Annotated in this window: 12 protein-coding genes; 10 read left to right on the forward strand and 2 right to left on the reverse strand. The window is 45.5% G+C overall.

Features of this window, described 5'->3' with window-relative positions:
• The first annotated feature begins 12 nt into the window (after positions 1–12).
• The 10 genes from JGK20_RS29685 (at position 13) to JGK20_RS29730 (ending at position 11,611) form a co-directional block, all read left to right on the forward strand.
• Positions 13–570 carry a thioredoxin family protein gene (locus tag JGK20_RS29685; RefSeq protein WP_293175514.1) on the forward strand — a complete coding sequence of 186 codons (558 nt, stop codon included), beginning with the start codon at positions 13–15 and terminating at the stop codon, positions 568–570.
• 243 nt (positions 571–813) lie between these two features.
• Complete coding sequence (gene modA, locus JGK20_RS29690; protein ID WP_366039655.1) at positions 814–1,602, forward strand: molybdate ABC transporter substrate-binding protein; 789 nt, start codon at positions 814–816, stop codon at positions 1,600–1,602.
• A 166-nt stretch (positions 1,603–1,768) separates the two neighbouring features.
• On the forward strand, positions 1,769–3,763 hold the full coding sequence (gene modB / locus JGK20_RS29695; RefSeq protein WP_293212437.1) for a molybdate ABC transporter permease subunit: 1,995 nt from the start codon (positions 1,769–1,771) through the stop codon (positions 3,761–3,763).
• A gap of 201 nt (positions 3,764–3,964) precedes the next feature.
• Positions 3,965–4,117: a hypothetical protein gene (locus tag JGK20_RS29700; protein WP_293233157.1), complete on the forward strand. Its 153-nt coding sequence runs from the start codon at positions 3,965–3,967 to the stop codon at positions 4,115–4,117.
• Between the two features lie 3 nt (positions 4,118–4,120).
• Entirely contained in the window at positions 4,121–4,519 is a 399-nt protein-coding gene (gene msrB / locus JGK20_RS29705) for a peptide-methionine (R)-S-oxide reductase MsrB (RefSeq protein WP_293175510.1), read from the forward strand.
• A 129-nt stretch (positions 4,520–4,648) separates the two neighbouring features.
• The gene (gene pyrH, locus JGK20_RS29710; RefSeq protein WP_293156721.1) at positions 4,649–5,377 is read left to right on the forward strand and encodes a UMP kinase; all 729 of its coding nucleotides are present in this window, start codon (positions 4,649–4,651) and stop codon (positions 5,375–5,377) included.
• Entirely contained in the window at positions 5,364–5,912 is a 549-nt protein-coding gene (frr, locus tag JGK20_RS29715; protein ID WP_293233159.1) for a ribosome recycling factor, read from the forward strand. Before pyrH ends, frr begins: the two co-directional genes overlap by 14 nt.
• A 297-nt stretch (positions 5,913–6,209) precedes the next feature.
• Positions 6,210–7,421 (forward strand): transposase, encoded by a 1,212-nt coding sequence (locus JGK20_RS29720; protein ID WP_293212435.1) that lies wholly within the window; start codon positions 6,210–6,212, stop codon positions 7,419–7,421.
• A 371-nt stretch (positions 7,422–7,792) separates the two neighbouring features.
• Entirely contained in the window at positions 7,793–8,263 is a 471-nt protein-coding gene (locus JGK20_RS29725; protein WP_293175505.1) for an NADAR family protein, read from the forward strand.
• A 345-nt stretch (positions 8,264–8,608) separates the two neighbouring features.
• Positions 8,609–11,611 carry a GAF domain-containing protein gene (locus tag JGK20_RS29730; RefSeq protein WP_293233161.1) on the forward strand — a complete coding sequence of 1,001 codons (3,003 nt, stop codon included), beginning with the start codon at positions 8,609–8,611 and terminating at the stop codon, positions 11,609–11,611.
• A 33-nt stretch (positions 11,612–11,644) separates the two neighbouring features.
• Here JGK20_RS29730 and JGK20_RS29735 read toward each other — a convergent pair whose 3' ends face one another.
• A complete protein-coding gene (locus tag JGK20_RS29735; protein ID WP_293175501.1) occupies positions 11,645–12,412 on the reverse strand; it encodes a pentapeptide repeat-containing protein in 768 nt (255 codons plus the stop codon).
• A gap of 524 nt (positions 12,413–12,936) precedes the next feature.
• The gene (locus tag JGK20_RS29740) at positions 12,937–13,581 is read right to left on the reverse strand and encodes a pentapeptide repeat-containing protein (RefSeq protein ID WP_293191569.1); all 645 of its coding nucleotides are present in this window, start codon (positions 13,579–13,581) and stop codon (positions 12,937–12,939) included.
• Positions 13,582–13,752 lie beyond the last annotated feature (171 nt).

Consider the following 13,752-nt stretch of genomic DNA (forward strand, 5'->3'; position numbering starts at 1 on the left):
CATCCTGAAAAAATGAGTTTAATCAGCGAAACAACAGGTACTCCCATTAACGGCTACGCTCCCGATTTTGAACTTCCGGGAGTTGACGAAGACGTTCACCATTTATCTCGATATTTAGAAAAATTTCGAGCGATAGCGGTGATATTTTTGTGCAATCAGTCTCCCTGCGTCCAGTTGTATCTCAATCGCCTCAAACAACTGCAAGCAGATTTTCAAGATAGAGACGTTACTTTAATCGGGATTAATGCTAATGATGCCAACCAGCATCCCGACGAAAATTTTGAAAATATGAAAATTTTTGCAGCCAACAATCAACTCAACTTCCCGTACATCCGAGATATGGCTCAAGATGTGGCTGAAAGTTTTGGGGCTTCTCATACGCCGGAGGTTTTTTTGTTAGACCAAGACGGCAGATTGCGCTATAAAGGTTTAATAGACGACAATGCCGACAATTCAGAAGCGGTGCAATTTTCTTATTTGCGAAGTGCGATCGACCAATTGCTGAATGACCAACCGATAGAACCTTCGAGTACAGAGGCGATCGGTTGTGCCCTCAAATGGCGGGAATAGACGGCGGTTGAAACCGCCAGAAAGTCAAACATAGACGGCGGTTGAAACCGCTCCTACACAAACATAGACGGCGGTTGAAACCGCGTCTACACAAACAATGTCCGCCTCCGCGGACTGAAGAAGATAACATATTTTAACCGCTTGCTCTTCAACCCGCGGAGGCGGGTTTTGTATGTATCGACGCGGTTTCAACCGCCGGGTCTTCAACCGCCGGGTCTTCAACCGCCGGGTCTTCTATTTCCCATGAACTCAAAAAATACACATATTCTCAATTTAATTATCGCAGGAATGGTGGCGATCGCACTACTGATTAGTTGCACTCCAGCCACAACGCAGCAGCGCACATCTTTAACCATATCCGCTGCTATCAGTCTTTCGACAGCCTTAACAGAAATCAAAACAGTATATCAAAGCAGCAATCCCAATGTTAATATTACCTATAATTTTGGTGCTTCCGGCGCCCTAGCCCAGCAAATTCAGCAAGGAGCCCCAGTAGATGTATTTTTTAGCGCCGCTACCAAACAAATGGATGCTTTGCAGCAAGCTAATTTGCTCCTCAACCAGACACGACGAAACCTCCTGACAAATCGCCTGGTATTGATTGCACCCAAAAATAGCGCTGTTTTGACCGATTTTAAACAGTTGACAGATGTTAAAATCAAGAAAATTGCGATCGGCGAACCCAACAGCGTCCCCGTCGGACAATACGCCCAAGAAATGCTAACTAAACTAGGATTGTGGCAGCAAATTAAGCCAAAATTAGTGCTAGGAAATAACGTCCGCCAAGTGCTGACATTTGTCGAAAGCGGAAATGTTCATGCTGGCATAGTCTACGCCACTGACGCCAAAACATCCGACAAAGTAACTGTACAGCTAACGGCCGCCGCAAATTTGCACTCGCCCATTGTCTATCCCCTAGCAGTTATCAGAAACAGCCGCCATCCCGCTGCCGCAAAAACGTTTGTTGAGTTCTTGGCGGGCGATCGCGCTAAAATAGTATTTCAGAAATATGGATTCGGTTTAGCTCGTTAATTAGCTAAGATTAAGACGGCGGTTGAAACCGCGTCTACACAAACGAAGTCCGCCTCCGCGGACTGAATAAAATAACATAATTTTAATCTCCTGTTCTTCAACCCACGGAGGTGGGTTTTGTCTGTATAGACGCGGTTTCAACCGCCCGGTTTTATTAATCCCAAATATGGAATTCGACTTATCTCCATTGTGGATATCCCTAAAAGCATCCGCCATCGCCACATTTCTTACATTCTTTCTCGGAATCGCCGCCGCCCGCTGGATGCTTTCAACTCGCATCCGAGGTAAAGCCTTAATTGAAGGCATTTTCATCTCTCCCTTAGTTTTGCCGCCCACAGTAGTCGGATTCTTGTTGCTGCTGCTGTTTGGGAGAAATGGCGCGATCGGTCAATTGTTGCTAAAATTCGACTTAACAATCCTCTTCACTTGGCAAGCCGCCGTCATTACAGCCACAGTCGTATCATTTCCCCTGATGTACAAAACTGCTTTGGGATCTTTTGAGCAAATTGATGCCAATCTTCTCAACGCAGCCCGCACTTTAGGCGCCTCCGAATGGACAGTTTTTTGGCGGATTATGCTACCTCTAGCCTGGCCGGGAATTTTAGCAGGAACTATTCTCGCATTTGCCCGCGCTTTGGGTGAATTTGGCGCGACTTTGATGTTAGCTGGGAATATTCCCGGACAAACTCAAACTATCCCGATGGCAATTTATTTTGCTGTGGAAGCTGGGGATATGAGGCAAGCTGCTATTTGGGTTTTGATTATTCTTAGTCTGGCTTTAAGCGTGCTTACTGCTGTTAATTATTGGACTGATTTACAAAAAAAATCTCCCCAACCAAATCCCCACTATACTAATCCTAAGTCAGCCACAAAACTGGTTCAGGCTTATCCTCGGGACGGGCAAGATGCCCATCCCACAATTCTGGACGGGCAAGATGCCCATCCCACAACTCATTTAGGATTGGGATATAAATGGGACGGGCAAGATGCCCATCCCACAACTTATTTAGGATTGCCATATAAACGGCAATCTCATATTCCCAAAAATGCACCAAATCTTACCCCAAAATACCCAACAAAACAATCGCAAAGTGGACTTTTTCTAAACATCTTTAAACCTCTTTCTGGCTTTGCCTTAAATGTCGGTTTCGATATCGGGCAGGAAGTGCTGGGAATTTTGGGCGCGTCGGGTTCTGGCAAGAGCATGACTCTGCGCTGCATCGCCGGTTTGGAAACTCCAACTAGCGGTAAAATTGCAGTCAATGGTAAGGTTTTATTTGACTCAGTACAGGGCATTGATGTGCCTTCCAAAGACCGCCGTATCGGTTTTTTGTTTCAAAACTATGCTTTGTTTCCGCACTTGACTGTGGCTGAAAATATTGCCTTTGGCTTGCAGCATTTATCTACAAGCGAGCAACAACTTCGAGTCAAAGAACAATTAATTTCGGTGCAAATGTCGGGACTTGAAAATCGCTATCCGCAGGAACTTTCGGGTGGCCAGCAGCAGCGGGTGGCTTTGGCGAGGGCGATCGCGAGTTCGCCAGATTTGCTGCTGTTAGACGAACCGTTTTCGGCTTTGGACACGCACTTGCGGAGTCAACTGGAACGGGAGTTAATGCAGGCTTTGGCTAATTATCGAGGCATTACTTTGTTTGTCAGTCACAATTTAGAGGAGGTTTACCGGGTGTGCGAGAATCTGTTGGTTTTGGCTGATGGAAGTGCGATCGCCTTTGATACCAAACAGAACATTTTCGATCGCCCGCGCAACTTCACCGTCGCCCAGTTGACTGGCTGTAAGAACTTCTGTGCTGCTAAACCGATCTCCGAAACTGTCGTGGAGGCGATCGACTGGCGCTGCGATCTGACTGTCGCCGAACCAATTCCCAAATCTCTAGTTTCTGTAGGAATTCGGGCTCATCAAATCAGTTTTGTTAGCGCCGCGCGCGATCGCGAAAATACATTTGCTTGTTGGATCGCCTCAACCGTGGAAACTCCCCACCGGGTGACATTATATCTCAAGTTGCACTCGCCTCCCCACGATTCCCAAGATTATCACTTGCAAGCTGAAGTTTTCAAGGAAAAGTGGCGGGCGATTAAAGACAATCCTTTTCCCTGGTATGTTCATTTGGAGCCAATTAGGTTAATATTAATGGAGGCATGATACCAATTTTTTATGAGGTGGCTCCCGAATCAGATCCCCCCTAACCCCCCTTAATAAGGGGGGGACAAGATTCTTCTCAAAGTCCCCCTTCTTAAGGGGGATTTAGGGGGATCGGATTCTATGCAACGACCCATTAAATTGGTATGAGTTAACTAGCTATAGCCGAAGGAAGAAGATAGATGTGAAGATGCAATAAAATCAATGGTTTTAGCAATTAATAACGTCCTAACTACCTTAGTCGTTGCTATATATACAGTCAACAGTCAACAGTCAACAGTCAACAGTCAACAGTCAACAGTCAACAGTCAACAGTCAACAGTCAACAGTCAACAGTCAACAGTCAACAGTCAATAAATCATGACAGACAAAGTTAAGAAAACCGATGCCGAATGGCAACAGCAACTAACGCCAGAACAGTTCAAAGTCACCAGAAAAAAGGGAACAGAAAGAGCTTTTAGCGGCGAATATCACGACAACAAAAAGCCGGGAATTTATAAGTGTATTTGCTGCGGCACAGAGCTATTTGAATCAGAAACAAAATACGATTCCGGTACCGGTTGGCCGAGTTTCTACGCTCCCATTAAAGAAGAAAATGTCAGGAATGAGGCGGATAATGCCTTGTTCATGCGCCGTACTGAGGTACTGTGTGCTGTTTGTGACGCTCATCTCGGCCACGTATTCAACGATGGGCCTAAGCCAACCGGTCAACGTTATTGCATGAATTCTGCTGCTCTTGATTTCGATCCCAAGGAATAAATTTAGTCGAGAGTTCTCACCCAGGTGTTCTGGAACAAGCTCAAAAGCCTGTTCCAGCCAATTGATGTTCAAAATGCACCCGTGCTGCTATCTTATGGTGGAGACAAAAGAGTAAAAAATAGTGGCGGCATGGGGATGGTTTATCAGCGGGTTTTGCTGAAGCTCAGCGGTGAAGCGCTGATGGGTAGCTTGGGCTACGGTATCGATCCGGTAGTCGTTGGGTCGATCGCCCAGGAAGTGGCGAAAGTCGTTTCCGAAGGGATTCAAATCGCGATCGTTGTCGGCGGCGGCAATATTTTTCGTGGCGTGAAAGCTGCTTCGGCAGGGATGGATCGGGCAACAGCCGACTATGTGGGCATGATTGCTACGGTAATGAATGCTATCACTTTGCAGGATGCACTGGAACAAGCAGGAGTGCCAACAAGGGTACAATCGGCGATCGCCATGCAAGAAGTAGCTGAACCCTACATTCGGCGGCGCGCCATTCGTCACTTGGAAAAAAAACGGGTAGTGATTTTTGGTGCCGGTTCTGGTAATCCTTTCTTTACTACTGATACTACAGCCGCTTTGCGGGCGGCTGAAATTGATGCAGAGGTGATTTTTAAAGCGACGAAGGTAGATGGGGTGTACGATTCTGACCCCCACGTCAACCCAGACGCACGCAGGTATCAAACCCTCACCTACGCCCACGTCTTGAACCAAGACTTGCGGGTGATGGACAGTACCGCGATCGCCCTGTGCAAAGAAAATAATATTCCTATTATGGTATTTGACCTCTCGGTATCGGGCAACATCTACCGAGCCGTAATGGGAGAATCTATTGGAACTCTTGTCGGAGGATTTTGTGAAGTTAGCTGAAGCAGAAGATCATATGCAAAAGGCAGTTGAGGCTACTCAACGGTCTTTTAATACTATCAGGACGGGACGCGCCAACGCCTCCCTGCTCGATCGAGTCATGGTAGATTATTACGGAGCTCCAACTCCGATCAAATCCCTTGCCAATATCGGAACCCCGGATGCGACAACGATCAACATTCAACCGTTCGATCGCACAGCGCTTACCTCAATCGAAAAAGCAATTTCCCTGTCCGATGTAGGCCTCGTACCTAACAACGACGGTTCAGTAATTCGCTTGAACATTCCACCGCTTACAAGCGAAAGACGCCAAGAATTCGTCAAAATGGCCTCGAAGTTTGCCGAAGAAGGTAAAATCGCAATTCGCAATATCCGTCGCGATGCCGTTGACTCGATTCGCAAGCAAGAAAAAAGCAGCGATATCTCTAAAGATGAATCGCGAGACTTGCAAGATAAAATTCAAAAACTGACGGACAAGTACATTGCCAAAATAGAAGATGTTCTGGCATCGAAAGAGAAAGACATCACGACAGTTTAGAGTCTGAGAAATTGGGCATGGGGAAAGTGCAGCAATCTTAGCCGGAAAAATAGGAAAACAAAGTATGTATTCTTAAATCCCAATTTCTGGCGATCGATTCCTCGTAAAAATAATACGGGATGCGGGAAACTCAGAGACTTTAGTCCTGAGAGGAAAGCGAAGCAGGGGACTTCAGTCCCCGTGTTCTTTCTTTCTTAATTAGCCGAATGGTGTGGGTCTTTTATGTTGATACGGCTTGATATATCGACTATACTCGCCTAGACTAGAAAAATCAACCAGTATGATAGGGAAAGAGAGGTGACTAAAGCCAAAAAAACAATGGGAGTTCAGCAAGTATTGCTGTCTCCTAACAGGGAACTTCAAGCATTGTTGGAGTATCTCTGTCAACAATCAGGTAAACTATATAACAGTGGCGTTTACTTGGCTCGTCAAACTTTTTTCAAGACCGGAAAACTGTTGACTGGAAAGTTTGACTTGTCTATTGAATCGTCAGTTTCAAAATCAATGGTTGCTAAGTCGTTGCCATCAACACCAATGCAACAAACATTAATGTCGGTCACAGAAGCATTCAAATCTTTTAAAGAATTAAGAGATTTGTACATCAAAGGTCAATTGCATTTTAATCCCAAGCCACCGGGATACCTGAAAGGTTCTAAATTGTTCAAAGTAGCTTATCCTAATTCGGGAGGGTTAAGACCGAAACTTGTTGGCAATCAGTTGAAATTTTCCTTGGGTTTAACAGTGAGGCGATGGTTTGGAATTCCTGAATTCTTTCTACCTATGCCGTCAAATCTTAATTTTTCTCAGGTTAAAGAGTTTACGATTCTCCCGAAAAATGGTGCTTTTTACCTAGAAATGTCCTACGAAGTAGAAAAAAAACAACACAATCTGGACATCGGTCAAGCGTTATCAATTGATTTGGGAACTGCTGATAATTTAGCAGCTTGTGTCGATACACTAGGAAACTCTTTCTTAATTGATGCTCGTGCCATGAAAGCGATGAATCAATTGTGGAACAAGAAAGTAGCAACTAGAAAAGAAGGAAAGCCAGAAGGTTATTGGGATAATTGGCTAGACCGTGTAACTCGCAAGCGCAATCACCAAATGCGCGACGGTGTTAACAAATCTGCTTTGTTAATTGTTAACCATTGCCTGAAAAATGGAATTGGTACACTGATAATTGGGTGGAATGAAGGTTTCAAATATAATAGTAATCTCGGTAAAGTGAACAACCAAAAGTTTGTTCAAATGCCTTTGGGAAAGCTGAAAAATAGGTTAAAAGAACTGTGCGATTTGCACGGCATCAGATTTGTGGAAACCGAAGAAGCGTATACATCGAATGCTAGTTTTCTAGATGGTGACTCCCTACCCAAATATGGTGAAAAACCATCTGGGTGGAAAGCGTCTGGAAAACGAATTAAACGTGGACTATATCGGTCAGCAAATGGCAGGATTGTAAATGCAGACTTAAATGGTGCTGCCAACATTCTCAAAAAAAAAAAAAAGTAGCCAGTAAGTTAGGTATAGACTTAAACCAACTGGGTAGACGGTCTTTGACGACCGTAGCGAGAGTTAGACTTTGGGTATTACCCAAGCCTACTTTGTCCGCAGAATCGAGCGTGTCTTTAGACCTGAGAGTGTCAATCCCAATTCTCGATCGTTAATTACAATATAAACTATAGCCTTTCTCAAAAATATGAGGTACTCATTGGCATCGGGCATCGGGCATCGGCCAAATAGGGCATACCTCACCACGCTTGAGAATCGCTATATCATAGTTTCCGCTGCCTTAGCAATGGTATAAAAAATGCTTTTTATCAAAATTAGATGCTCCCTTCGTCAATACTGTAAAATTAAAAATCTAATATCTAAATATAATTATGATAATTTATTTTTATAAAGTAGAGGATCCTTACGGCTGCTTTTCCAATTTTTCACTACACGACATTTGCTTGTACGGTCAAGATTGGTTGACTGTGGAACATTACTATCAAGCCCAAAAATTTGTCGGTAGCGCTGATGAAAGATTAGTGGCCGCAATTCAATCCGTACCAACTCCTCAGGAAGCAGCCAAATTAGGCCGCGATCCAAACCACCAAATGCGCCCTGATTGGGAAGCGGTAAAAATTCCCATTATGCGCGAGGCAGTTTTAACTAAGTTTCTCACTCATTCAGACATTCAAGCTATTCTCCTCGCCACAGGGGATCGAGTGATTGTGGAGGATTCGCCAACAGATTACTACTGGGGGTGCGGCTGCGAGGGAACGGGCCAAAATCATTTGGGTAAAATTCTGATGAGCGTGCGAAGCGAAATTAGTCAGCGCCCGGGGCCAGATCAAAACTCACATTAATCTATCATTATATGAAGTTATACAAACTAATGTCAACTTATCCTAAAAATAAATAATTCTGAGACTGAGAATTCAAGATTGCAAGAAATTGATAAGAGGATTAAAATAATAATTATCATTTGGTTAAGTCGCCCTGTCTGTAGAAGGCAAGGAATACACCACAGGCGATCGCCGATTTTTGTTCTTCAGGGTGCCACAGGGGATACACGGTCGTCACTAAGCAGTACGCCACGGATTAATAGTAAAGCTCGGTTTAGTCAAAAACTCAGGCTCGTAAAGTTGAGTTCGATCGCGAATGTAGATCAAAACTTCTTATTATCATTCCATAATTGCCAAAGGAGATTTATGCAAATCACAGAAAATACGCAAGAATTACATCATAAACTAGACAAAGAAGTTTTGGTAAGGCGAATCACAGAACGCATCCGCCAATCTCTAGAATTAGAAGATATTTTAACCAGTACAGTAGCAGAAGTGCGGTCTTTTCTGAAAACAGATCGCATTATGATCTACAGGTTTAGTGCCGACGGCTGCGGAGAAGTTGTTGCCGAATCAATTAATAATATATATCTCCCTTCCTTGAAAGGTCTCCATTTTCCAGTAGACGACATTCCTCCCAGCGCGCGGGAGATGTATGTCCGTATGCGCCAGCGGACAATAGTAGATGTTAACTCCGAGACGATCGCCCTCAGTCCCGTTGATGCTGCGGATACCGGTCAACCTTTAGTAAATGAAGAAATCCACTATCGCTCGCTCGATCCTTGCCACAAAGCTTACTTGATGGCAATGGGAGTCCAATCTTCCTTAGTCGTGCCAATTTTGCACCACAGGAGTGTGTCGCAACAGAACAAAACAGAGATCTGCGAGGCCCCCGCCTGCGTAAGTAGATGCGAGCCTGGAAGCGATCGCCAAACTCACATCGAACTGTGGGGACTGTTAGTGGCTCACCACTCCTCCCCCCGCAATATTTCATCCACAGATTTAGAAGTAGTTCAGCTCGTAGCAGATCAATTGTCGATCGCCATCGGCCACTCGCTCCTGCTCCAAAAAACCCGCTCTCAAGCATCTCGGGAAGCCACCGTCAGTCGCGTCGCAGCCCTGTTGTACGGTCAGATCGACATTCAACTACAACAGGCTTTAGAAGCCACTGTCACTGCTTTGGGGGGGAGTGGCGGCCGACTCTATCTCAACCCCCGGAAAATCAACAGCGAACAGTTACCGGTTCCCCAGATCGATCGAAGATTTCCCATTGCCCCTACTGCGATCGATGCTACCTTTGAACTGTTCGTCACAGGGACTCAACCGACACTTCCCCATTGGGAAACAGTCAGCGCGATCGAAGCTCATCCCCTCTGGCAACAATGGCTAACCACAGGATTGAAAAATACCCCCGATTTTCCCAAATTCCCAATTCCCAATTCCCAATTCTGGGCTTGGATAATTACAGACTTATACAAAGAATCTCTATTTAGAGTGTTAGTTCCTGCTTTCCAAGGAACTCAAATTCGGGGTTTGCTGGTAATTCCCCTCCACTACCAACAACAAGTAGTCGGGTGTTTGACCGTTTTTCGCAATGAAATTGATACCGAAAAAATGTGGGCGGGGCGCTTTGACAGCAGTGTTGCACAAATCCTTCCCAGACAATCCTTTGAAGTCTGGCGAGAAATCAAAAAAGGTCAGTCGCCCGAGTGGAAATGGGAGGAGATCGAGCAAGCTTTAACGATAGGGAGCCAATTTTGTTCGGCAATTGGGCAGTACCTTCTTCATAAAGAAGTGCAAGCCCTGAATGCCAACTTAGAGCGCCAAGTTCAAGAGCGTACCGCCCAATTGCAAAAATCCTTAGAGTTTGCCCAAGTATTGACGCGAGTCAGAGACCAAATTCGCAGCACCTTGGATTTAAAGACCATACTGCAAACTATTGTGCGGGAAGTGAGAGTTTTGTTAAATACCGATCGCACGGTAATTTTCCAATTTGGTGCCTGCGAACACGGCGAGGTAGTTGTTGAAGCTGTTCGCGGCCACTGGCAGTCAATTTTAGGTATCAAATCTCCACATGAATGCTTTCCCGAAGACTCAGACTGCTTTTATCGATCGGGACGGATGCGAGCAATTAATGATATTTATACTGAGGATTTAACGCCCTGTCACCGCGAATTTTTGGAAAACTTGCAGGTGAGGGCAAGTTTAATTGTGCCGATGATCGGCAAAGATGCCGAATGTTGGGGGTTGCTGATTGCCCACGAGTGTTCTGGGCCGAGGGTTTGGCCAACCGCAGAACAAGAGTTACTGCAAAATTTGGCCTCTCAAGCTGCGATCGCCATTCATCAAGCAGAACTTTATCAAGAAAGTCTGAATGCAGCAGCAGCCGATCGAACAAAAGCCGAACAACTAGCTAAAACCGTCACTGAACTGAACAATACCCAAGCCCAACTGATTCAAACCGAGAAAATGTCCAGTCTCGGACAATTGGTGGCCGGCGTCGCCCACGAAATCAATAACCCCGTTAACTTTATCTACGGCAATCTCTCCCACGCCAGCGAATACAGCAAAGATTTGCTCTGCTTGGTGGATCTCTACCGCCAGCACTATCCCAATCCCAACCCAGAAATTAGCGAGTGTGCCGAAGCAATCGACATCGAATTTCTTGCCACAGATTTGCCAAAAATTTTGGGTTCTATGAAAGTAGGAGTTGAGCGCATCCGCCAGTTAGTTGTATCTTTACGCAATTTTTCCCGGCTCGATCAAGCTCAAAAGAAAGGCGTTGACATTCACGAGGGCATCGACAGTACCCTGTTGATTTTGCAGCACCGGATCAAAGCCCAGTCGGATCGCGCCACCGTAGAAATCATTAAAGAATACGGCAATTTGCCCTTAGTTGAATGCTATGCCAGCTCGCTCAATCAGGTATTTATGAATCTGATCGGCAATGCCATTGACGCCATAGAAATGGGACAAATAGATCGAGTTGTGAATGTTAACTCCCTAGGGGCAAGTACAGCCGTGACATATTTGAGTTCGCAACAACTGGATGTCGGGACAGTAGATATAAAGGTCAATACCGAGCGTTTGATACCTGATTCACCATCCCCTTGCATTCGGATTCGCACCGAATTAATTGATGAAAAAACAGTAGGAATTTGCATTGCAGACAACGGTCACGGCATCCCCAAAGAGTTAATTTCTCACATTTTTAATCCCTTTTTTACTACTAAACCCGTCGGTCGGGGGACGGGTTTAGGACTGTCTATCAGTTATCAAATTGTAGTTGAGAAACACCAAGGGGTACTCAAGTGTGTTTCTGTACCCGGTCAGGGTACAGAGTTCTGGATCGAGATTCCTCTGAATTAGTAAGTTAACAGTTAACAGTTAACTTACTAACAACTATAGAAAATTCAGCAGAAGAGAAGTGAGCGACTCCAGAATACTCATAAAGCTGCCGCCCCCAGTGCGCGGCTCCGTTGGCTTTTGGCGGGCCACAATTGCTTCTGCTAGCTGCTTTGACAATTCCTGACCTTGGGGATTTCCTTGAGTGGTAAAGAGTTGGTTTGCTCTTGCAACATCTTGAGCCGCGCCGGCGAAGTCTCCCAAGTCAGCGCGAGACATACTGCGCGCAAAATAAACCGCAGCTATATCCGATTTCAGATTCAGGGCTTGATTGTAATAGTCAATGGCGTTTCTGTAGTTTCCCGCTTGAGCTTCCAGCACTCCCAATCGGTAGAAGTCTTCTGCGGTACCAATATTAGTTGGCATTCCTCTAGCACCCAGCAGTTGGGCGTTAGTTAAATTGGCGTCAGTTAAATTGGCGTTGCTGAGATAGGCGCTTCTCAAGTCAGCACCGCTGAGGTTTGCCCCCGTCAGGTTTGCTCCCGTCAGGTTGACGCCAAACAAACTGGTGCCGCTGAGGTTTGCCCCGCTGAGATCTGCCCCAGTGAGGTTGGCTCGGCTGAGGTTAGCCAATCTCAAGTCAGCGCCTTTGAGATTTGCTCCTGTTAAGTTGGCTAAAACCAGACCAGCGCTGCTGAGGTCGCAGTTTGGGCACTGTCGGGTGGCTAGTAATTGTTGCGTGTGTTGAATGTTCTCGGCCTGTGCAGGGGCTAGAGGGGCGATCGCGCTCAGCAGCGTTGCAGCAGCCATGATTCTGAGTTTCATCTTAAGCATCCAAAATCCCAATTAATAAATCTAAAATAGCTTTTATCGCAGCAATTGAAAATCTAGATCGCAGACATTGCTAAATATTGCCAGATTCTCAGCTATCTATCCCAGACATCATACATAGGGCTGACGCACGAGTGGTCAGAAACCGGGTTTTTTAGGAAAATCTTTCGTTGTAGTCCACAGATTAGGTGAAAAACCCGGTTTCTTTGCCCTTAATCCGTCCAGGACTGATACATTGAAATTCACCAGAAAGAATTGGTTGAAAGCCCCAACCCTTTGAGGGAGAAATGAAAATCAGACTATTCATTACTCCAATCCTCTTCCTTCTAGGTAGAGGTCGCTCTCAAACTGTCAACTGTCAACTGTCAACTGTCAACTGTCAACTGTCAACTGTCAACTGTTGAAGGTCTCACCAGAGTTTCAAATAAACGTTTTGCTATCAATAAATTAGGGTAACAAAAAAAATGTTACCCTTAGTATTGCTTCTCGCCAACCATAACATTTAAGACGTAAATTAATCAATCGTGAATCGTACCGTCAGGCATCGTCGCACCCTTAAGATATACTCCGCTCAGGTTAACTTTTGTCAGGTTTGCTCCCAACAGGTTTGCCCCGCTTAAGTCTGAGGCACTTAAAATTGCTTCAGTCAAATCTGCCCTAATTAGGCTCGCTCCCATTAAGTCGGCTCCGCTGAGGTCTACTTTAGTTAAGTTGGCTCCAATTAAATCTGCTTCTGTGAGAACGGCCCTTCGCAAGTTTACTCCGTAAAGGTTTACTCCGTGCAAGTCTGTACGAGAGAGTGTTGCCCGAGATATGTTGGCTCCGATTAAACTTGCTTGGATCAGGGAAGCTCCACTTAAGTCTGCTTTGCTAAGATTTGCTCCCATCAACTCAGCTCGATACAGGTTAGCTTCAGCTAAAAGTGCTTCGGTGAAGTCGGCTCCAGCTAAGTCGGCTCTGCTCAAATTGATCTGGCACAAATTGGCTTTGCCAAAGTTGACTCTGCTGAGTTTGGCTTTGCTGAGATTGGAGCCAATCATGTCGGCTTCAGACAGATTGACTCCAATCAATTCTGCTTCGTAGAGGTAGACTTCGTGCAGGTAGACCCCACTAAAATTTCTTTCTCCTATTCCGTATAGCTTGAGCAATTCGTCAACGTTCATTTTGGCTTCTCTACACCTTTTAAATGAACAATACTCTCCGCAAGCTGCTTGCACCGGATCTTCTGCCATTGGTTGAGTCGAGGGGGGATATTATTCCCCGCCCCTCTCAGTTAATTAGAGTCGATGCCTGTGTTACCACAGGACACCTCTCCTTCAGAACGCGGACGTGCA

The sequence above is a fragment of the Microcoleus sp. PH2017_05_CCC_O_A genome, assembly GCF_020738785.1.
Lineage (GTDB): Bacteria > Cyanobacteriota > Cyanobacteriia > Cyanobacteriales > Microcoleaceae > Microcoleus.